18 protein-coding genes and 1 pseudogene are annotated in these 21,903 nt (G+C 62.3%); 4 read left to right on the top strand and 15 right to left on the bottom strand.

Features of this window, described 5'->3' with window-relative positions:
* Positions 1–70: 70 nt before the first annotated feature.
* The 11 genes from lpxD to rpsB form a co-directional block, all read right to left on the bottom strand.
* Positions 71–1,156: a UDP-3-O-(3-hydroxymyristoyl)glucosamine N-acyltransferase gene (gene lpxD / locus LK440_RS07300; RefSeq protein ID WP_005013909.1), complete on the bottom strand. Its 1,086-nt coding sequence runs from the start codon at positions 1,154–1,156 to the stop codon at positions 71–73.
* Between the two features lie 6 nt (positions 1,157–1,162).
* A complete protein-coding gene (locus LK440_RS07295) occupies positions 1,163–1,711 on the bottom strand; it encodes an OmpH family outer membrane protein (protein ID WP_005013910.1) in 549 nt (182 codons plus the stop codon).
* 184 nt (positions 1,712–1,895) lie between these two features.
* Entirely contained in the window at positions 1,896–4,274 is a 2,379-nt protein-coding gene (gene bamA / locus LK440_RS07290; RefSeq protein ID WP_026087822.1) for an outer membrane protein assembly factor BamA, read from the bottom strand.
* A 52-nt stretch (positions 4,275–4,326) separates the two neighbouring features.
* A complete protein-coding gene (gene rseP / locus LK440_RS07285; protein ID WP_005013914.1) occupies positions 4,327–5,661 on the bottom strand; it encodes an RIP metalloprotease RseP in 1,335 nt (444 codons plus the stop codon).
* A gap of 97 nt (positions 5,662–5,758) precedes the next feature.
* The gene (locus tag LK440_RS07280) at positions 5,759–6,958 is read right to left on the bottom strand and encodes a 1-deoxy-D-xylulose-5-phosphate reductoisomerase (RefSeq protein WP_005013916.1); all 1,200 of its coding nucleotides are present in this window, start codon (positions 6,956–6,958) and stop codon (positions 5,759–5,761) included.
* A complete protein-coding gene (locus LK440_RS07275) occupies positions 6,955–7,806 on the bottom strand; it encodes a phosphatidate cytidylyltransferase (RefSeq protein ID WP_005013918.1) in 852 nt (283 codons plus the stop codon). Before LK440_RS07275 ends, LK440_RS07280 begins: the two co-directional genes overlap by 4 nt.
* Positions 7,807–7,836: 30 nt before the next feature.
* Complete coding sequence (uppS, locus tag LK440_RS07270; RefSeq protein ID WP_005013920.1) at positions 7,837–8,595, bottom strand: polyprenyl diphosphate synthase; 759 nt, start codon at positions 8,593–8,595, stop codon at positions 7,837–7,839.
* A gap of 171 nt (positions 8,596–8,766) precedes the next feature.
* Positions 8,767–9,327: a ribosome recycling factor gene (frr, locus tag LK440_RS07265; RefSeq protein WP_005013921.1), complete on the bottom strand. Its 561-nt coding sequence runs from the start codon at positions 9,325–9,327 to the stop codon at positions 8,767–8,769.
* Between the two features lie 13 nt (positions 9,328–9,340).
* On the bottom strand, positions 9,341–10,057 hold the full coding sequence (gene pyrH / locus LK440_RS07260) for a UMP kinase (protein ID WP_005013924.1): 717 nt from the start codon (positions 10,055–10,057) through the stop codon (positions 9,341–9,343).
* 105 nt (positions 10,058–10,162) lie between these two features.
* Positions 10,163–11,041, bottom strand: a complete 879-nt coding sequence (gene tsf, locus LK440_RS07255) for a translation elongation factor Ts (protein ID WP_005013925.1) — start codon at positions 11,039–11,041, stop codon at positions 10,163–10,165.
* Positions 11,042–11,189: 148 nt separating this feature from the next.
* Complete coding sequence (rpsB, locus tag LK440_RS07250) at positions 11,190–11,939, bottom strand: 30S ribosomal protein S2 (protein ID WP_005013927.1); 750 nt, start codon at positions 11,937–11,939, stop codon at positions 11,190–11,192.
* Between the two features lie 777 nt (positions 11,940–12,716).
* On the opposite strand from rpsB, the gene map reads away from it, so the two are divergent.
* The 4 genes and pseudogenes from map (at position 12,717) to LK440_RS17860 (ending at position 17,419) form a co-directional block, all read left to right on the top strand.
* On the top strand, positions 12,717–13,538 hold the full coding sequence (gene map / locus LK440_RS07245) for a type I methionyl aminopeptidase (protein WP_005013929.1): 822 nt from the start codon (positions 12,717–12,719) through the stop codon (positions 13,536–13,538).
* A gap of 26 nt (positions 13,539–13,564) precedes the next feature.
* Complete coding sequence (locus LK440_RS07240) at positions 13,565–16,162, top strand: [protein-PII] uridylyltransferase (RefSeq protein WP_005013930.1); 2,598 nt, start codon at positions 13,565–13,567, stop codon at positions 16,160–16,162.
* 48 nt (positions 16,163–16,210) lie between these two features.
* Complete coding sequence (locus LK440_RS07235) at positions 16,211–16,924, top strand: MarC family protein (protein ID WP_005013932.1); 714 nt, start codon at positions 16,211–16,213, stop codon at positions 16,922–16,924.
* 13 nt (positions 16,925–16,937) lie between these two features.
* Positions 16,938–17,419: pseudogene (locus LK440_RS17860) on the top strand (disulfide bond formation protein B).
* Positions 17,420–17,510: 91 nt separating this feature from the next.
* Here the strand turns inward: LK440_RS17860 and purF are convergent.
* The 4 genes from purF to folC all read right to left on the bottom strand — a co-directional run bounded on the left by purF (position 17,511) and on the right by folC (position 21,801).
* Positions 17,511–19,031 carry an amidophosphoribosyltransferase gene (purF, locus tag LK440_RS07220; RefSeq protein WP_005013935.1) on the bottom strand — a complete coding sequence of 507 codons (1,521 nt, stop codon included), beginning with the start codon at positions 19,029–19,031 and terminating at the stop codon, positions 17,511–17,513.
* 43 nt (positions 19,032–19,074) lie between these two features.
* On the bottom strand, positions 19,075–19,563 hold the full coding sequence (locus LK440_RS07215; protein WP_005013937.1) for a CvpA family protein: 489 nt from the start codon (positions 19,561–19,563) through the stop codon (positions 19,075–19,077).
* Positions 19,560–20,378: an SPOR domain-containing protein gene (locus LK440_RS07210; RefSeq protein WP_005013940.1), complete on the bottom strand. Its 819-nt coding sequence runs from the start codon at positions 20,376–20,378 to the stop codon at positions 19,560–19,562. The genes LK440_RS07215 and LK440_RS07210 overlap by 4 nt, the downstream gene beginning before the upstream one ends.
* Positions 20,379–20,496: 118 nt before the next feature.
* On the bottom strand, positions 20,497–21,801 hold the full coding sequence (folC, locus tag LK440_RS07205) for a bifunctional tetrahydrofolate synthase/dihydrofolate synthase (protein ID WP_005013944.1): 1,305 nt from the start codon (positions 21,799–21,801) through the stop codon (positions 20,497–20,499).
* Between the last annotated feature and the right edge of the window lie 102 nt (positions 21,802–21,903).

Here is a 21,903-nt window from a genome sequence, read left to right as displayed (position 1 = left end):
TGCAATGTAAATAGATGACGCGAGGCCGCCCGGGGACGGCCTCGCCTAAACAGGTTTCGCGGTGTGCAGCCTACGCTTTTTCGAGCGTGCGCACCCGTCGACGCAATTGGGCCAGCTGTTGTATCACGGCGGCGTTGCGTTGCCACTCCCCATGCTCGGCATAGGGATAGACACCGGTATAACGGCCCGGTTTGCTGATGCTCGACGTCACGGGCGTGCCGCCCGAGATCGTCACGTCGTCGCAAATGGTCAGATGACCCGAGAACATGGCCGCCCCGCCCACAATGCAGCGCTCGCCTATCGTGGTCGAACCGGCCACGCCGGTGCACGCCGCAATCGCGGTATGCGCGCCGACCCGTACGTTATGCGCGATCATGATGAGGTTGTCGAGCTTTGCACCATTGCCGATGACGGTATCTTCCAACGCACCGCGATCGATCGTGGTGTTAGCACCGATTTCGACATCGTCACCTATCGTGACGCCGCCCAGTTGCGGAATCTTACCCCAGGCCCCTTTGCCAAGAGTCGGGTCGGGCGCAAACCCGAAGCCGTCTGCCCCGAGCACCGCACCGCTGTGGATGATGGCGCGAGCGCCGATCGTCACACGCTCGTAGAGGGTGACACGGGCACTCAAGCGGCTGTCGGCACCGATGCGGCAGTCCTTGCCAATCACGCAGGCAGGCCCGATGACCGCGCCCCGCCCGATATGAACCCCGGATTCGATGACGCATTGCGGCCCCACGCTGGCGCCGTCTTCGATCACGACATCGTCAGCGACCACGGCAGTCGGATGCACGCCAGCGACGGGCAAGCCCCGGCGCTCGGCATCAAACCACTGCGCCAGGCGCGCGTACAGCAGATAGGGGTGTTGGCAAACCACGTACAGCTGGGAGCAACCCTGCTCCCGCTGCGCCTGAGCCACTTCGGGGGTGACGATCACCGCCGCGGCGCCGCTATTGGCCAGCTGGCTTTGATAACGCGGATTTGAGAGGAAAGAGATTTCCTGGGCGCTGGCCGAAGCCAGCGTGCCGATACCGGCAATCAGCGGCAACTCCGCGTCGCCGGTATCAAGCTTCGGGTCCAGGCCTTGCGTACTGACCCGGGACAACAATGCATCCAGGCGCGGTGCCCGGGCAGGATCCAGCAAGACGGGCATGGACGATCAGCGGCCCAGAGCCTGGATCACCTTGTCGGTGATGTCGACACGCGGGTTGACGGTGACGGCATCTTGCACGATGAGGTCGTAGTTCTCTTGCTCGGCGATGCGCTTGATGGCTTCGTTGGCCTTGGTCACGATACCCGAGAACTCTTCATTGCGGCGGCGATTGAAATCTTCCTGGAATTCGCGGCGCTTGCGCTGCAGATCCATGTCCAGATTGGAAAGCTCGCGCTGACGCTTGACGCGATCGGACTCCGACAGCACGGGAGCGTCCTTGTCGAACTTCTCGGCCTGGCTGCGCAGTTGCGTACCCATGCGCTGCAGTTCGTCGTCGCGGCGCTTGAATTCGCCTTCGATCTTGCTTTGCGCCGCCTTGGCCGGACCCGATTCACGCAGAATCCGCTCCGTGTTCACAAAGCCGATCTTGGTGCCTTGCGCCTGTGCCGTCGTGACCGCTGCAGAGCCGAACAACAGTGCACCCGCCAGCGCCAGGGACGTCGCCAGTTTGCCGGCGCGCCGGCCCGAGGTGTTGAGTGCGTAATCAGACATCATGAAAATCTCACCTTTGGGAGGTAAAGGGCAAAGTCAATATTGTGCCACTAAACCGCTGGGGAGCGAGCCTAAGCCCATAACCCCATGTTTCAACCGTTACGATTAACCCCATCGGCACGATGAAATAATAAATTGCGTGCCTTGAGGTTAATCGATCCTTTAAATCAACCAGCGTCTCAAGCTATCAGAATCCGGTACCGATCTGGAACTGGAAGCTCTGTTTGTCGTCGCCCGGCTTGGAATTGAGCGGACGGGCGTAGGACAGTTGCAGCGGGCCCAGCGGGGACTGCCACGACAGACCAATACCCGCCGAATAACGCCAACCGCAAGTATCTTCGACCGGATCGCTCGATTTGCCCGCCGTGCACGACATGCCGCTGCCGGCCGAGACCTGGCCGGCGTCGGCAAACAGGAACCAGCGCAACGTGCGGTCCTTGTTGGCCCCGGGGAACGGCAGATACAGCTGCGCGTTGGCGATCAGGCGGCGCGAGCCACCCAGGTAGTCGCCAGTAAGCGTGTCACGCGGACCCAGCGAGGCGCCATCGTAGCCGCGCACGGTACCGATGCCGCCGCCGTAGACGTTCTTGATCACCGGATAATCCTTGCCACCGTACGAGTGGCCGTAATCGGCCATACCGTTTAGCGCCAGGGTGTAGTCGCGGCCCAAAGGCAGGAAATACTGCTGCTGAGCGGTCAGCAGGTAGTACTTCAGATCCATCGTCGAGACGTCGCCCTTGAGCCGGGTGTAGGAACCCTTGGTCGGCGCCAACGCGCTGTCACGCGTATCCTTGGACCAGCCCGTGCTGAAGATGACTGCGTTGGTCGAATCGCCGTACTGGTCAACGAAATTGCGATAGGCCTGCGGCGAGTTGCTGTACAGATTGATCTGGTTGCGCTCAAGGCTGGCGCCCAGGAAGATCCGGTCGTACTCGGAAATCGGTACACCGAAATTCATGCCCAGACCCATGGACTTGACGCGGTAGTCACCGTCGTTGTTGTTCCAGGGTTCCGTGACGCGGTAGTACAGCGACGTGGTGCGGCTGATCCCTTCCTTGGTGAAGTACGGATCCGTATGCGAGAGCACCGCGGCACGGTTGGTCTTGCTGGTATTGACCTGCAACGACAGGTTGGTGCCGCTGCCGAAGACGTTGTCTTCACTGATACCGGCCGACAGAATCGCCTTGTCGGTCGAGCCGTAACCCACACCGAGGTTGATCATGCCAGTGGGTTTTTCTTTAAGGTCAACGTTGACGTCGACCTGATCGGGCGAGCCCGGCACGGGGTCGGTCTTGACGTTGACCTCGTTGAAGTAGCCCAGACGATCAATGCGATCGCGCGAGACCTTGATGTCGCCGGCGTCGTACCAGGCGGCTTCCTGCTGGCGCATTTCACGCCGCACGACCTGGTCACGGGTGCGGGTGTTGCCACCGATCTGGATGCGGCGTACGTACACACGGCGGCTGGGATCGACGTAGAACGTCACATCGGCTTCGTGCTTTTCGCGATCCAGTTGCGGGTTGGGGTTAACGTTGGCAAACGCGTAGCCCAGCTCACCCAGGTAGTCGGTGATCGCCTTGGCCGAATTATTGGCCTTGGCCGCCGAAAAGACCTCGTTAGGCTTGATCTCGATGAGCTTTTCGATCTCGGCATCCAGGCCGAGCAGATTGCCAGCCAGCTTCACGCTGCGCACCTTGTAAGGCTCGCCCTCGTGGATCGTGACCGTAATGTAGATGTCCTTGCGATCCGGCGAGATCGTGACCTGCGGCGGCTCGGAGGAAAATTCAAGATAGCCGCGATCGAGATAGAACGAACGCAGGCGCTCGATATCGCCCTCGAGCTTCTCACGCGAGTACTTGTCGGTGTTGGTGTACCAGGTCAGCCACCCCGGCGTGGTCAGATCGAACTGATCCAGCAGCTCGCTCTCCGAGAAAGCCTTGTTGCCGACCACGCGGATCTCGCGGATCTTGGCCACATCGCCTTCGAACACGTCAAAGCTCACACCCACACGGTTGCGTGGCAAAGGCGTGACCGTGGCGGTGACTTCCACCCCGTACTTGCCTTTGCTCAGGTATTGTTCTTTGAGCTCGTATTGCGCGCGCTCGAGCATGGACTGATCGAAGATTCGGCCTTCGCCAAACCCGACTTGCGACAGCGACTTGATGATGTTCTTGGATTCGAACTCACGCATGCCGTTGAAGCTGATCGAGGCAATGGTCGGGCGCTCTTGCACGACCACCACCACCACGTTGTTCTCGGTACGGACCTGAACGTCGCTGAAAAAGCCGGTAGCGTAAAGCCGCCGAATGGCCTCGGAGGCCTCGGCTTCCGTGAATTTTTCACCCACTTTGACGGGCAGGTACCCGAAGACGGTGCCCGCGTCGGTACGCTGGATACCCTCGACGCGAATATCGCGCACGACGAAAGGGTCAAACGCATGAGCCAGCGCCGGCAACAGCAGCGCGGCAATCAGGCTGGGCAGTTTGACGGCTTTGAACGGTTGCCGTTGCGTGTGCCTTTTTTGCATTGCGCCCCTCTGGTGAGTATTCATCCGGCGAAAAGACATCCTTTGCTATCCTTGGTCGTGCAAATGGCGGGGGATTTTATTCGATTCGCGCCTAGCTGAACAGGCGCGAGAAATCGTTGAACAAGGCCAACCCCATGAGGCCCGCTAACAAGCCAAGGCCGGCACGCTGTCCGACGTCTATCCAACGGTCGGGCACGGGACGGCCTCTGATAATTTCGACGAGATAGTACAGCAGATGCCCCCCGTCCAACATAGGAATGGGAAGCAGGTTCAGGACACCCAGGCTGATACTGATCAAGGCAAGATAGGCAATATAAGCTTCCAGGCCGATGCGCGTGGTCTGGCCGGCATAATCGGCAATCGTCACCGGACCGCTGATATTGCGCCAGGACACCTCCCCCAATACCATGCGGCCCATCATGCGCAGCGACAACCACGCCGTGTCCCAGGTGCGCTGTACGCCGCGCCAGAGACTGTCAACGGGGCCGAAGCGCTCTGTCACCATCGGCACGTCACCGCCAAGCTGCACGCCGATACGCCCAATGACCTTACCCTGCACCGTCTCGGCACGTGGCGTGACTGTCAGATCGAGCGTTGCGCCATCGCGTACCAGGGTCAGTGCCAGCGGCTTGCCCGCGTATTCCTGCACCACACGCACCAGCGCGCCGGCATCGGCCACCGGCTGGCCAGCGGCCGTCAGCACCAGATCCCCCTCGCGCAAGCCTGCCGCCTCGCCGGCGCTGGCAGGCATCACGCCGCGGACCACAGGCTTGGCCGCCTGCAGGCGCAACCCGGAAATCTGCACGGGATCGCCTTCGGAAGGATCGACCTGCTGCTCGGCCGGCAACGTCAGCGTCAGCGCGCGCTGAGCGCCATTGCCGGCGCGCACGTCCAGGTGTACCGTCTGTCCGGCAGACAGCCGATCGAACAGCCGCCAGCGTGCGTCAGTCCAGGACTCGACCGAACGACCGTCGACGGCTTCGATGCGATCTCCGGCGGCAACACCGGCCATGGCCGCCGCGGTTCCGGCCGCCGGTTGACCCAGAATGGGAGCCGGCACCTGCGTACCCACCATGCTGAGTCCGGCATACAGGACAACCGCCAAAATCAGATTGAAAACCGGCCCGGCTGCGACAATGGCAAAGCGCCGGCCCACCGGCTGCGTGTTGAACGACTCGGCCACCTGCTGCGCCGAGGCCCCCGGCGGTGGGTCATCCTGCATTTTGACGTAGCCGCCCAGCGGAATGGCTGACACAGCCCACTCCGTGCCATTGCGATCGCGCCGGCGCAGCAGCACACGACCAAAGCCCACAGAGAAACGCAGCACACGCACGCCGCACAGGCGCGCGACCCAATAATGGCCGAGCTCGTGGAAGGTGATGAGGATGCCCAGCGCCACGACGAAGGCGAGCAGGGTGAAGATCATTTAGACGAGCCCATGCGAAACCGGGCGATTGTGCCCGGCGGGGAATCGACGTGCCGGATCCGCGAGCCGGGCCGATGAGGCCGGCCAGGCCAGCGGATCAGGCCAGACCCAGGTTGCCGGCATACGAGCGAACGGCAGCATCCAGATCAAGTACGTCAGTTAAGCGATCAAGCGTAACAGAAGGACGTCCAGCCTGCCACTCAAGAGCCGCCTCGATGACGCGCGGGATCCAGGTGTAAGGCAGACGCCCTTCCAGAAATGCGGCGACGGCGACTTCATTGGCGGCGTTGAGCGTCACGCAAGCGGCCTGCCCGCTGCGCATGGCGGCATAGGCCAGGGCCAGACATGGAAAACGCTGCAGATCGGGCGTCTCGAACTCCAGCTTGCCCCATTTGGCCAGATCCAAGGGGCTGACACCAGCGCCCAAACGCTGCGGGTATCCCAGGCCGTACGCGATGGGCGTGCGCATATCCTGCTGCCCCATCTGAGCCAGCACGGAACCGTCGTCATACTCGACCATGGAGTGCACCACACTCTGCGGGTGGATCAAGACGTCGATGCGATCGGCCGGCATGGCAAATAGCCAATGGGCCTCGATGACTTCGAGCCCCTTGTTGAGCATGGTCGCCGAATCGACCGAAATCTTGCGGCCCATGCTCCAGTTGGGGTGCGCGCAGGCCTGATCCGGCGTAATGTCGGTCAGATCGGCAAGATCCCGCAAGCGGAAAGGACCGCCCGATGCCGTAAGGATGAGCTTGCGCACTCCCGGCGCCGGCGCCAGCGGCGCATCGGCGCGCCCCCCGTGCGGCAAACACTGGAAGATGGCGTTGTGCTCGCTATCGATGGGTAGCAACTCCGCGCCAGATTGGCGGATGGCCGCCATGAAGAGCGAACCTGCCGCGACCAGCGCCTCTTTGTTGGCGAGCAGAACCCGCTTGCCAGCCCGTGCCGCCGCCAGTGCGGCGGGCAGCCCGGCCGCGCCGACGATGGCAGCCATCACGGTATCGCAAGCCGGATCGGCGGCGGTATCGGCCAGCGCCTGGGCTCCGACGCGGATGTCGGGCATGGCAGCCCCGCCTGGCCAGGCCTGCCGGAAGCGATTTGCAGCAGCGTCGTCGGGCACCACCACGACGGCGGCCGCCGTCGCGGCAGCCTGCAGCGCCAGCTTGTCCATCCGGCTGAACGCCGACAACGCGTATACACCGAAATTCTCGGGATAGCGTGCGATGACATCCAAGGTGCTGTCGCCGATCGAACCGGTCGACCCCAGCACCGCGATGCGCTTAAAACCCGTCAAAACAACACTCCTGACATGAGCAGCGCAAGAGGCGCCACTGGCAGAACGGCGTCAATGCGGTCGTAGACGCCGCCATGGCCGGGCAACAGGTTGCTCGAATCCTTGCGGCCGGCGCGGCGCTTGAGCAGAGATTCGAACAGGTCGCCCACGATAGACATGGCGCCCAACAAGGCCGCTGCGGGAACCGCCAGGACCAAACCGTGCCGCAGCAGATCCTGGCCGAACGTACCGGGCAGGTATCCGCTGCCCACCGTCCAGATGACCGCGCCGGCAACGCCGGCCACCGCACCCGCGATGGTTTTACCTGGACTGACCCTTGGAGCCAACTTGCGCTTGCCGAATGCACGGCCGGCGAAATACGCCGCGATGTCCGCCACCCATACCAGCGCCAGCAGGGACACGACATAGACCGGGCCACGCAGCAAGAAAAACAACGCCAGCGCCGACCAGGCCGCCAACACAGCAAAAACGGCAAACACGGACCACCCCAGACTGACAGGATCCGCGTCGGAACGGCCCTGGTAGACCACCGCGAACGCTCCCACCAGCCAGACCAGCGCCACTGCCGGGATCAGTCCCCTGACTGCCCTGGCAGTGACGTAGACGGCCTCGCCTTGTCCCCGCATCCAGATGTCGGCCAACCACAGCATGGCAAGGAACAACAGAACGGGTATGCCCACGGCGATGACGCGCGCGCTGGCCGGCAGCGTCAGGCGCAGCCACTCCCAGGCGGCGCACGAGGCTCCTAGCGCCAGCAAGGCGATGAACCACCACGGATTGGCACTGACCAATGTGGCAGCCAGGATGATCAGAAGCACTATGGCGGTGACAATACGCTGACCCAGCATGAACCGTCTCCTCGGATTGGTTAGTAGGCGTCAGCGCACGGGCGCCAGTTGAGCGCTGGTGCGCCCGAAGCGACGCTCTCGGCTGCCGTACCAGGCAAACGCGGCATCGAGATGCTCGGCGCCGAAGTCAGGCCAGTACGCGTCGCTGAAAAACAGCTCGGTATACGCCAGTTGCCAGATAAGGAAATTGGATATGCGCTGCTCTCCACCTGTGCGGATGAACAGATCAGGCTCGGGCGCCCATGCCATGGACAGATACTGCGACAGGCGGCCTTCGTCCACATCGGCGGGACGTAAAGCAAGATCAGGCTCGGCCTGCAGCATCGCGCGGGTGGCCTGCAGAATGTCCCAACGGCCACCGTAATTGGCGGCGACGCACAGATGCAGGCGATCGTTGTCGCGCGTACGATCCTGAGCAGCCTGAATGAGCTCCTGCAGACGGGGCTCGAACGCCGAAAGATCTCCGACGACATGCAGACGCACGCCCTGCTCCTGGAGCTTGTCGACTTCGCGCTCGAGCGCTTGCACGAACAGGCGCATCAGCAGGGAAACCTCGTCGGCCGGACGACGCCAATTCTCGGAGCTGAACGCAAACAATGTGAGATAGCGCACGCCGCGGCGCCCGCAGGCCTCGACCACGCGCCGCACCGCTTGCACGCCTTTGGCATGCCCGGCGGTGCGGGGCAGATGGCGACTCGTGGCCCAACGCCCGTTGCCGTCCATGATGATGGCAACGTGCTGGGGAATCGCGCCGGTTTCAGGAATCGCCTGGGTGGAACTTGTTGCCATGTAATGTGTGCCTCGCGCTGCTCGGCAGCAACCGAGGCCTTGAAAAACCAGCGCCGCCCCTATTCCTCGCCCCTGCCGGACCTGGCAGCGGCACGACAGTGGCGTGCGCAAAACATCATCGTCCTTGAAAAACGGCCCGAGCGCAAATGCGCGACCGGGCCGGTTCCCTGCTTAGACGGTCATGATTTCCGCTTCTTTCTGCGTGACCATCTTGTCGATGTCGGCCACGGCGCGGTCGGTCAACTTCTGGACGTCGTCCTGGGCGCGACGCTCGTCGTCCTCGGAGATCTCCTTGTCCTTGACCAGCTTCTTGAGGCCTTCGTTGGCCTCGCGACGCAGGTTGCGGATGGCGACCTTGGCGTCCTCGCCTTCGCTGCGCACGACCTTGGTCAGATCGCGACGACGCTCTTCAGTCAGCGCCGGCATCGGCACCCGAATGGAGTCACCCATGGACACGGGGTTCAGGCCCAGATCGGAGTCACGGATGGCCTTTTCGATCGCGCTGCCCATATGCTTTTCGTACGGCTGCACGCTGATGGTGCGGGCGTCGATCAGGTTGACGTTGGCGACCTGCCCCACCGGCACGGGCGAGCCGTAGTACTCCACCTGGACATGATCCAGAATGCCGGTATGGGCACGGCCGGTGCGGATCTTGGCCAGGTTGGTCTTGAGCGTATCGAGCGACTTGCTCATCCTGGTCTCGGCCGATTTACGAATATCTGCGAGGCTCATGATCTTTCCTTTTTTAAACGTGCACCAGCGTGCCTTCGTCTTCGCCTCCGACCACGCGCTTGAGCGCGCCGGATTTGTTGATCGAAAACACCTTGATAGGCAATTTCTGGTCGCGACACAGCGCAAAGGCTGTGGCATCCATGACTTCCAGGCGGCGCACGATGGCTTCATCAAAGCTGATGCGAGCATAGCGCGTGGCCGTCGGATCTTTGTTGGGATCCGCGCTGTAGATGCCGTCGACCTTGGTGGCCTTCAGGACAATCTCCGCGCCGATCTCCGCACCGCGCAACGCGGCGGCGGTATCCGTCGTGAAGAACGGGTTGCCCGTGCCGGCGGCAAAAATGACGACCTTGCCCTCTTCGAGGTAGCGCAATGCCTTGGGACGAATATAGGGTTCGACGACCTGATCGATGTTCAAGGCCGATTGCACGCGGGTATCCACCCCTTTGTGCTTTAACGCATCTTGCAGCGCAAGCGCGTTCATGATCGTGGCCATCATGCCCATGTAGTCGGCGGTGGCGCGGTCCATGCCCTGCGCACCCGGGGCGACCCCACGGAAGATGTTGCCACCACCGATGACAATGGCCAGCTCGACGCCTGTGGCGGCGACTTCGGCGATCTCATCGGTCATGCGGACGATGGTGGAGCGATTGATACCGAAGGCATCTTCGCCCATCAGCGCCTCGCCGGAAAGTTTGAGAAGAACCCGTTTATATGGTCTGCTGCTCATAGGTGATATCCCGAGAAACGATCCGACGAAAGTGTAAGACAAGAAATAGGCCGGTCACAGAGGATTTGGCCCCTATGCGCCGGCCCTTAGGCACTAATTTGAGCTTCAGGCGCGGCCAGCTGCGGCAGCGGCGACTTCGGCGGCAAAATCGGTGGTCTTCTTCTCGATGCCTTCACCAACGACGTACAGAACGAATTGCTTGATCGATGCGCCCTTTTCTTTGAGCATCTGCTCGACCGTTTGCTTGTCATTCTTGACGAAAGGCTGAGACATCAGCGTGACTTCCTTCAGGAACTTCTGCACCGAGCCTTCGACCATCTTGGCGACGATTTCAGCCGGCTTGCCGGACTCGGCAGCCTTCTGCTCGGCCACCGAACGCTCGGTGGCGATGTCGTCGGCCGATACGCCGTCGGCGTTCAAGGCCTTGGGTTTGGTCGCGGCAATGTGCATGGCCAGATCCTTGCCCACTTCTTCGGCTCCGGCGTACTCGACCAGAACACCGATGCGGCCGCCGTGCACATAGCTGGCCAGCGCGTCCGGGGTGTCGATGCGCTGGAAGCGGCGGATGGAGATGTTCTCGCCAATCTTGCCGACCAGAGCCGTACGGGTGGTTTCGATGGTGCCTTCACCGAAGGGCAGCGCCGACAGCGCGGCGACGTCGGCGGGGTTCTGCGTGGCAACCAGCTCGGCCAGCTTGTTGACGAACGCGACAAAATCCGGGTTCTTGGCAACGAAGTCGGTTTCGCAGTTCACTTCGATGACGGCGCCTTGCTTGCCATCCGCGGAGATGAACAGACCGATCAGGCCCTCGGCGGTCACACGGGAAGCTGCCTTGCTGGCCTTGTTGCCCAGCTTGACGCGCAGGATCTCTTCCGCACGGGCCAGATCGCCGTCGGCTTCCGTCAGAGCCTTCTTGCACTCCATCATGGGCGCATCGGTCTTTTCGCGCAGTTCCTTGACCAGGGCGGCGGTAATTTCAGCCATGTTTGCTCCAATTCGCTATGACATGCCCCGGAAGGACCGGGGCATATGGTTTGATTCGTTGTGACGCCCGGCGACTCGCGCCGGGCCTGAGGCGGGAGCCCGCCTCGGCATGATCGCCGCCGGATGTTTCAACCGGCGGCTCCGTGCATCAGGCTTGGCCTTCTTGCACTTCGACGAACTCTTCCTGACCTTCAGCGATCTCTTCGACCAGACCGTTCAGATTTTGTTCGCGGCCTTCCAGCACGGCGTCGGCCATGCCCTTGGCGTACAGTTCGATGGCGCGGGCCGAGTCGTCGTTGCCGGGGATGATGTAATCCACGCCATCGGGCGAGTGGTTGGTATCAACCACGGCCACGACCGGGATACCCAGCGTGCGAGCTTCGGCAACAGCAATCTTGTGGTAGCCGACGTCGATGACGAACAGCGCATCGGGCAGACCGTTCATGTCCTTGATGCCGCCGATCGACTTGTTCAGTTTGTCCAGTTCGCGCTGGAACAGCAGGCCTTCCTTCTTGGTCAGGCGCTCGACGCTGCCGTCAGCGACCATGACTTCCATGTCCTTCAAGCGCTTGATCGAGCTCTTGACGGTCTTGAAGTTGGTCAGCATGCCACCCAGCCAGCGGGCGTCGACATAGGGCATGCCGCAACGCTGGGCTTCAGCAGCGACCAGTTCACGGGCGGCGCGCTTGGTGCCGACGAACAGCACGTTGCCGCCGCGGGCAGCGATCTGCTTGACGAACTTGGTGGCTTCCTGGAACTTGCCGACGGTTTGTTCCAGGTTGATGATGTGAATCTTGTTGCGGTGGCCGAAGATGTACGGAGCCATCTTCGGGTTCCAGTAACGGGTCTGGTGGCCGAAGTGGACACCGGCTTCGAGCATTTCGCGCATAAGGGACATAACTATCTCCGAGGGTTGGGTCTTGCGTCTCGCCTGCACCGGATCACCGGCACCCTGGGTGGCTAGACGCGCGATTTCCTGGCTGGCTCCATTGCCAGACAGAATAATTTGCAGAAAACGGGTCGGCCGATCATGCCACATCCGGGACACCCCGAAACGCACACGACAAACCCAGACGACCGGCATGGCGCTTGGCCATGGCTAGCCCGAACCGTTTCGTCGGCGGCGGAATCCGGCATCCTGGAATCAGGTCCCGGGGCATTTCGTCGGGCGTTAGCAACCCACCGAACTTAGACCGGGCGCCCACACCGCGCCTGCACCGCCGCTCAAAAACGTGATCGAAACTTTATGGAAGCAGCTTGCGCCGCGCCCATTGCGCCCGATTTCTGTTTTACTACTACTTGACCTAAATCACCGCATCACTCTTGCCACCTGACGCAGCGCCAAAACGCAAAAAGCGAATCCGGCGCTAGCACCTTGGCTAGTTGCGGTTTCTGGCCTGTGCGCTGATCCAACCCACCTGGCCCGTTCCTTCGCAACGGCAGGCAAATCCAATCACCATGACAGCCCCAGAGCATCGCAACACGCACTAACACTGGCAAATGAACAAGCTGTGCGATAAGCCCGCAAATAACGCTAAGATTTATGCGTCGTTTGCGGCACTAACCGGCACCAAGCTATGTCGCAACCAGGCCAAGCGACAATCCAAGTCAGGCGCGCTTCTCTAGGCAAGCCTATAATTCTACTATTTTTCCGAGCCGATACTCAAGCTGATACATGGGCATAGTTACCGACCAGGCCGATCTGGCCAAGATGCGCGCGGCCTGCCAGGACGCCGCCAAGATTCTCGACTTCCTCACTCCGCACGTCAAACCCGGGGTGACCACGGGCGAACTCGACAAGTTGGCCCTGCACTATCTGACCGACGAGCTCAAGGTGAAATCCGCCACCGTCGGTTACGCCCCGCCCGGCTACCCGCCGTTTCCGGGTGCCATCTGTACCTCGGTCAACCATCAAGTCTGCCATGGCATCCCGGGGGAAAAGGCGTTAAAAAATGGGGACGTATTAAATATCGACGTCACCATCATTAAAGATGGATGGTTTGGCGACACGAGCCGGATGTATTACGTGGGCGAGCCCAGCATCCTGGCCCGCCGGCTGACCGACATCACCTTCGAATGCATGTGGAAAGGCATCTCGGCCGTGCGCAATGGCGCCACGCTGGGCGATGTCGGCCATGCAATCCAGAAGTATGCCGAGGCGCAGGGATTTTCCGTGGTGCGCGAGTTCTGCGGCCACGGCATCGGCCAACGCTTTCACGAGGACCCGCAGGTGCTGCATTATGGCAAGCCTGGCTCGGGCGTGAAGCTGCAGACGGGCATGCTCTTTACGATCGAGCCCATGATCAACGCTGGAAGGCGTGAGATCCGCCAACTGGCCGATGGCTGGACGGTGGTCACGCGCGACCACAGCCTGTCGGCGCAATGGGAACACGCTATTTGCGTCACCGATACCGGCTGTGAAGTGCTGACCATTTCGCCGAACATGCCCCGCCCTCCCGCTTTCGTTCCGGACACGGTTATCGTCCCGGCTATCTGACCCCTTCAGGCACTCGCAGGCCCTGCATGACTCCGATTGATCTTCTTCCCATCAAGGAACGCATGCAGGCCGCGAGAGCGGCGGCGGTGGCCGATTTCCGCCACCACCACCGTCCCGACACCTTGCTGGGCGAATTGCGCCGCATTGTCGACCATGCGCTGCGCGAGTTGCTCAAGCTATGTCCGTTGCCGCCCGGCGCCACGCTGGCTGCTGTGGGTGGATATGGGCGCGGGGAACTCTATCCCCACTCGGACGTGGATTTGCTCATCCTGCTGCCCCACGCCCCTGCCGGCGCTGCCGCCGAGGCGATCGAAACCCTGGTCGCGGCGCTCTGGGATCTGGGGCTTGAGCCGGGCCACAGCGTGCGCACCCTGGCCGATTGCGAGGCCGAAGCCTGCGCCGACATCACCGTCGAAACCGCACTGCTGGAGTCGCGCTGGCTAGCGGGCAGCCGCAACCTGATGAAACAGTTCGAAGCCGCCATGGCCGCGCGCCTGGACGCCCGCGCTTTTTTTCAGGCCAAGCGCGTCGAGATGCAGCAACGCCACACCCGCTATCAGGACACGCCCTATGCTCTGGAGCCCAACAGCAAAGAATCTCCGGGCGGGCTGCGGGATCTGCAGGTCATTTTGTGGATGGCGCGCGCCGCAGGCTTCGGCCGCAATTGGCGCGCGGTGGCCAAGGCCGGGCTGCTGACCACCTCGGAAGCACGCGACTTGCGGCGTGCCGAGCAGGCATTCAAGCGGCTGCGCATCGAGCTGCATCTGCTCACCGGCCGGCGCGAAGACAGGTTGCTGTTCGATCTGCAACCCGCCCTGGCGGAAATCTACGGCATCAGCTCCACGGTTACTCGTCGCGCCAGCGAACTGTTGATGCAGCGTTATTATTGGGCGGCGCGTCTGGTGACCCAGCTAAACGCCATACTGGTGCAAAACATCGAGGAAAGGCTGCTTCCCCGCCCCGACAGCGACGCGCGGCCCATCGATGAAGACTTCCGCAACTTGCACGAGCGGCTCGACATCGTTCGCGAGGACTGTTTCGAGCGCAATCCCACGTTGTTGCTGCGCGCCTTCCTCATCATGCAGCAGCACCCCGAACTGACCGGCATGTCGGCCCGTACGCTGCGCGCGATCTGGCATTCGCGCCACCGCATCGACGCCCAGTTCCGCCGCAACCCTGTCAATCGCCGGCTTTTCCTGCAGATCCTGCAGCAGCCGCGCGGCATCGTGCATGAGCTGCGCCGCATGACCATGCTCAATATTCTGCCGCGCTATCTGCCCGTATTCCGCCGCATCGTCGGGCAAATGCAGCATGATCTCTTCCATGTCTACACGGTCGATCAGCACACACTGGCCGTCATCCGTAATCTGCGCCGCTTCACCATGCCTGAGCATGCGCTGGAGTATCCCACGGCCAGCCAGGTCATGGCCGGCATGGATCGGCACTGGCTGCTTTATGTGGCGGCGCTCTTTCACGACATCGCCAAGGGCCGTGGAGGCGATCACTCGGAGCTCGGCGCGCGCGATGTCCGGCGTTTCGCCCACGAGCACGGCCTGAGTCCGGAAGACGCCGAACTGGTCGAGTTTCTGGTGCGGCAGCATTTGCTGATGTCCGCGGTGGCCCAGAAGCGCGACCTCTCCGACCCGGATGTCATCAATGACTTTGCGCGCCAGGTCAAGGATGAGCGGCATCTGAGCGCACTCTACCTTCTGACGGTGGCGGATATCCGCGGCACCAGACCCAAAGTCTGGAATGCCTGGAAAGGCAAGCTGCTCGAGGATCTGTACCGCCTGACGCTCACGGCGCTGGGCGGCGCGCAAGATGCCCACACGGTGCTGGCCGAGCGCAAGGAAGAAGCCGCCCGGCTGTTACGCCTGGCGGGTCTGCGCGACGATGCCCGCGACGCCTTCTGGAAACAGCTCGACGTTGCGTACTTCCTGCGCCACGACGCCTCAGAAATCGCCTGGCACACCCGGTATCTCTACTATCAGGTGCAACCTGAAGAGGCCGTGGTCAAGGTGCGTCCGACCGAAGAGGGCGCCGGGCTGCAGATCATGGTGTACACCCGGGACACTCCGGATCTTTTCATGAATACCTGCGGCTATTTTGACGGCAAGGCTTTCAGCATCCAGGACGCACGCATCCATACGACGCGGCAGGGCTGGGCGCTCGACAGTTTTATCGTGCTGCCAACCGAGCCCCTGTCTGATTTACGCGCTCAAGCCGCCCTGGTCGAGCACGAGCTCGCCGCAAGGCTGCGCCAGGCGCGCGGTGACACACCGCTGGCGCGCTCGCACGGCTATCACCGCAATCGGCAATCACGCCTGTCGCGCGTGTTTCCTGTCATGCCCCAGGCTGAACTGCACCCCGACGAACGCAGCCAATCCTGGCGCCTGTCGGTCACGGCCACCGATCGTGCCGGCCTGCTGTATGCCCTGGCCAAGGTGTTTGCCGAAAATGGCGTCGACCTCATCATGGCGAAGGTCATGACATTGGGCGATCGGGTCGAGGACGTTTTTGTCATTTCCGGCTCCGTGCTCGAACGCCCCCGCACCCAGATGCAGTTCGAGCATGCCGTACTGGATGCGCTGGCGGGCGAAGAGCCCCAACAAAAGGCGGCTTGAGAGCCAGCAAAGCGCATACAATCGGCTTTTTTCTCAGCTGCCTGGCATATGGCGTATACCGACTATGCTTTGATCCTGGGTCGCAGCTTTTTGTTTACGTTGGCGACCCTGCTGCCCTTTCTGAACCCCCCGGCCATCGCCCCGATTTTCTGGACGATGACCACCGGCGCCTCGAACTCGACGCGCAGCGCGCTGGCAAAACGGGTGGCCGTCAATGTGGCGGCCATGCTGATCGTGGCCATGGTGGCCGGCAACGTCGTGCTGAGTTTCTTCGGCATCTCGCTGGCGATTGTGCGCGTGGGCGGCGGCATCCTTGTCATCTACAGCGCATGGCGCCTGGTCAACTCGGCCGATGGCGATTCCGGCCGGATAGCGCGCATGGCCGAACCCTTTACCAATGAAACCGCCCAGGCCCGCGCCTTTTATCCGCTGACCTTTCCCATCACATGCGGCCCGGGGTCCATCGCCGCCGCTATTACCGTGGGCGCCACTCTCAGCGACGATGACCGGCTCGTGAGCCTGTTGCGACTCGGCGGCTCGCTGCCCGGGGTGATGGTGGTTTCGCTCACACTGTATGTCTGCCTGCGTTTTGCCGCGCAGATCCTGCACCGGCTGGGCGAAAACGGCACGGCCGTCTTTATGCGTATGTCGGCGTTCATCATGCTGTGCCTGGGCGTACAGATTTTCTGGGACGGCGCCCGCGAACTTCTGCTGGCCATGCTTGCCCAATCCGCGCTGGCGATACCTGCGCCAAAACTATAAGGATGAATCCCTCATGAACGCCTCCACTGCCCGCCGACGACTGCTGCTGCTCATTGCGCTGTTTAGCTTCGGTGCCATCGCCATGGCGCTGCTATCCCAGTATGCTTTCGACATGATGCCCTGCGCCTGGTGCGTGCTGCAACGGCTCATCTACCTGTGCATAGGCGTGATCGCGCTGGTTGCCGCGTATGCCCCCCCCCGCTGGCTGCCCGCGTGGGCGGTGGGCTGTGCGCCGTACTGGCCGCCTGCGGCGTGGCGGCGGCCTGGTATCAATACAGCGTGGCCGCCAAGATGCTGTCCTGCGACCAGACTTTTGCCGACCGTTTCATCACGGCCACCGGACTGGATGGCGCCCTGCCCTCGGTCTTCGGAATTTATGCCACGTGCATGGACGCCGTGGTCAGTCTATTGGGCCTCGAATACGCGATCTGGAGTCTGGCCTTGTTCGTGGTGCTGTTTTTCATGGCGGTGCCGACGTTGCGCAACCGCAGCTGAATCCGGCCCGCCTCAAAAACAGCACCCGCCATGGACGACCCCCCTCAAAAAGGCGGATGCCGATCCGACCTTTTTTGGGGGCCCGACGAACTCACACGTCGTTGGCAGCGTAGCCCATATTGAACTGCAGACCACCAGCCAGATCTTCTCCCGCCGACGTCTCACGCGATTGACCCAGGCGCGCGAGATACTCGGCCGTGATGTCACCGGTGATGTACTCGCCATCGAAGCATGAGGCCTCGAAACGCTTGAGTGCCGGGTTGATGTCACGCACGGCTTGCTGCATGTCGTGCAGATCCTGATAGACGAGCGAATCGGTACCAATGGCGCGCGCGATTTCCTCGTCGCTGCGGCCGGTGGCGATAAGCTCCTTCTGAGTCGGCATGTCGATGCCGTACACATTCGGGAAACGCACCGGCGGCGCGGCCGAGGCGAAATACACCTTGTTGGCCCCGGCGGCTCGCGCCATATCGACGATCTCGCGGCTGGTCGTGCCGCGGACGATCGAGTCATCGACCAGCAGTACGTTTTTGCCCTTGAACTCCATGCCGATGGCATTGAGCTTCTGGCGCACGGACTTACGGCGTACGGCCTGACCCGGCATGATGAAGGTGCGGCCAACGTAGCGGTTCTTGATCAGGCCTTCGCGGTAATCGAGATTCAGACGCGCGGCCAATTGCATGGCGGCCGGGCGCGAGGAGTCCGGAATGGGCATGACCACGTCGATATCGCCCAGACGCATATTGCGCGCTACCTTGTCAGCCAGATATTCGCCCATGCGCAGGCGGGCATCGTAGACCGACACGCCGTCGATCATCGAGTCCGGACGGGCAAAGTAGACATACTCGAAAATGCAAGGCACCAGCTCGGCATTCTCGGCGCATTGGCGGCTGGCCATGCGGCCGTCCAGGTCGACGAAAATCGCTTCCCCGGGCTGGACATCACGCACGAAGCTGAAACCACTGCCCTCCAGGGCGACGGACTCGGAGGCGACCATCCACTCGACGCCCTCGTCAGTTTCCTGCCGACCGATACAGAGCGGACGGATGCCGTGCGGATCACGGAAGGCCAGCATACCGTAGCCGGAAATCTGCGCCACGACGGCGTAGGCGCCGCGCACCCGACGATGCAGGGCCGACACAGCGCGAAAGATCGCATCATCGTCCAGAGACACGCCGCTGGCGGCCGATTGCAGCTCGTGGGCCAGCACATTGAGCAATACCTCGGAATCCGAATTGGTGTTGATATGACGACGGTCTACACGGTAGAGCGACTCGCGCAACTCGCGCCAGTTGGTCAGGTTGCCGTTGTGCGCGAACATGATGCCAAAAGGAGCATTCACATAGAAGGGCTGCGCCTCTTCTTCGCTGGCGCTGGAGCCGGCTGTGGGGTAGCGAACCTGCCCTACCCCGCTGGTGCCGGGCAACGCCCGCATGTTGCGCGTGCGGAAGACGTCGCGCACAAGGCCGTGAGCCTTGTACATATTGAATTGATTGCCGTGCATCGTTGCGATGCCCGAGGCGTCCTGGCCTCGGTGCTGCAACAACAGCAGGCTGTCATAGAGCAGCTGGTTGACCGGCCCGCGCCCGATGACCCCGACGATTCCACACATGGTGAGTTCCTAGTAAATATAAAACGGTAAAACGATCAATGATTCAATATGGCAGCCAGGTTGCCAGCGACGGTGGCAATGCCGCCTTTAGCTGCCTGACGGCTTCGGTCGCCGAATGCGAAAACATCGCATCCTTCCACCAGGTTTCTTCGGGTAGTGGCGTGTACCCGGCCAGGGCAACCAGCACGACGATCATGAGCAGGCCGCGAGCCAAACCAAACACTGCACCGAGCCCGTGATCCGCCGGAGATAGCCCGGTGCTGCGGATCAGCGCGCTCAATGTCATGTTTACCAGCCCCACGGCCAGCAGCACGATGATGAAGACCGCCGCGTACGACACACCCATGCGCAGCACGCTGGTCTCGATATAGGCTTGCAGCCAGGTATAGACCGTAGGGCCCCACCAGATCGCGGCAGCGAAAGCCAGCAGATAGGCCGCCAACGAAAGCATTTCCTTGAGCAGTCCGCGAACCAGCCCCAAGATGCCGGAGACGGCCAATATCGTCATTACGACGAAGTCGAAGCCAGTCACTGGGCAGCAATGAAGCCGTTGTCATAACCCAGGGTACGCAAACGCGCCTGCGCCGCCTGGGCCGCTTCGCGCGAAGGGAATGGCCCGACACGCAAGCGGTACTGCTGTTTGCCACTGATCGTGGCCTGTTCGACAAAGGCGTTGGTTACACCCGCCTGATGAAGTTTGCCGCGCCGCTCCCGAGCATCGGTCTGAGTGGTATATGACGCGACTTGAAGGACAAAGTTGCCCTTGGCCGCCGGCTTGGCTACCGGTTTGGCCGCAGCCGGCGCCGGCGTGCGACCTTCCAGCAAGGCGAGCGCGCGCGCGCCATCATCGGAGCGCGAACCGCTCTCGTTCTTGGGCTTGTCCGCAGGTTTGACCAGCGCCGGTTTCTCGACCGGTTTGAGCGCGTCCAGCGGTCGGGGCGGAGGCGTGGTGGCCGCCACGGGAGGCGGCACGGCAGGCACTTGCGCGACGGCCTCGGGCGGCGGCACGGTAGCATCCGGCGCGGCGGCAGGCGCTGGAGCCGTATCGGCTGGCGGCGCAGGCGAGGCCGGTGTCTGCGGCACGGCAACCGGCTCGGATACGTTGGGCTGATAGGGACTGTTGCGATCCGGAATGCGGACGGGGATGTCATCGGAGACGGGCACCGGCTCCGAATCGAGCATCATGGGCAAAACAATGACTGCGGCCAGCACCAGAGCGACCGCTCCGGCCAGACGGCGCCGCGCGCGGCCCCGCAACTCGGCCGCCTGGGCCTCGCTGGAGACCGACGGGCGCGGCCGGGAGGGCGAGGATTCAGAGGCGGAATCTTTGCGTGTGAACAAACCCATGGAACTCACATCCTGGCGAGCGGCACGGCGGGAACCATCCCGCTGCACACGAACCCGCGGTTGCTGGCGAAGGGCCTACGCCCATGGTCATGGTGGCGAGGCATGGCCGTTGCGTGGTCTATACCTTGCGGCCCAATGCCTGCAAAACGCCGGCAACCGTAAGGAATGACCCAAACACTACGATTCTATCACCCTCACCTGCCTTGCCGCGCGCAGCGGCATAGGCTTGCGCGGGGCTGTCATAGGCGGTGATGGTAGGGGCTTCGGCGCCTGCCGGCGAGGCTGGCAGGGCCTGCCGCAATTGCGCGGCAAGGGTCGCGCCGTCGCTGCCGCGCGCGCCCGGCAATCCGGCGCAATACCAGTGGTCGATGCGGCCTGCGAGCTTGGCCACGACCCCGGGAAGATCCTTGTCGCTGAGCATACCGAAAACGGCATGCGTATACGGGTGAAAACCCATGTTGTCCAGATTCTGCGCCAATACGGCCGCCGCATGCGGATTGTGCGCGACGTCCAGAATGACCGTCGGCTGCCCTGGCAGAATCTGAAAGCGGCCGGGCAGGTTGGCTTGCAACAGCCCCAGACGCACTGCCTGCTGGGGTACCGGGAGTCGCATACGCACCGCCTCCAGCGCGGCCAGCGCGGCCGAGGCGTTGAGCAATTGATTGGCACCGCGCAGCGCCGGGTATCCCAACGAACTGCGGCGCACGTCCCGGCCGCCATAAGCCCATTGCTGGCGATCGCCCGAATAATTGAAATCACGGCCGAACAGCCGCAGGTCCGCGCCTATGGCGGCCGCGTGATCGAGCAGACTTTGCACTGGCACGGGATCACTGCAGATGGCCGGCCGACCTGCGCGATAAATATGGGCTTTTTCAAAACCGATCTTCTCGCGCGTGTCACCGAGGTAATCCATGTGGTCCAGGTCCACGCTGGTGACGATGGCCACATCCGCATCGATGATGTTGACCGCATCCAGCCTGCCGCCCAGCCCCACTTCGAGCACCACAGCATCGAGCTTGGCCTGTGAGAACAGTCGCAGAATGGCCAGCGTGGTGAATTCAAAGTATGTCAGGCTGGTGTCACCGCGTGCGGCTTCGACCGCCACGAACTGCTCAATGAGCGCGGCATCAGAGGCAATCTCGCCATTGACGCGTGCGCGCTCGTTGAAATCGATCAGATGCGGCGAGGTATAGAGGCCAACGCGGTAGCCCGCCGCCAGGAGAATGGCCTCGAGCATGGCACAGGTTGAGCCTTTGCCGTTGGTGCCCCCGACGGTAAACGTCACCGCATCCAGGTGCAGCGCCAGCCGCTCGGCGACGGCTTTGACGCGCTCCAGCCCGAGATCGATAGTCTTGGCGTGCAGGGACTCTAGGTAGTGCAGCCAGTCGGCAAGGCCGGCTGTGGCGTCTGGACGAGGGAGCATGGCGGACACGGGAGTAAGACAACCGTCATTTTAGCAGGGACGTCTCGGTATTTACCCGGGTGCGCCGCAGGGGAATGGCTCGCGCGCAACAGCCTCGGGGCT

The organism is Bordetella holmesii (assembly GCF_020735985.1).
Lineage (GTDB): Bacteria > Pseudomonadota > Gammaproteobacteria > Burkholderiales > Burkholderiaceae_B > Bordetella > Bordetella holmesii.
This window is presented reverse-complemented; position numbering and strand designations above follow the sequence as displayed.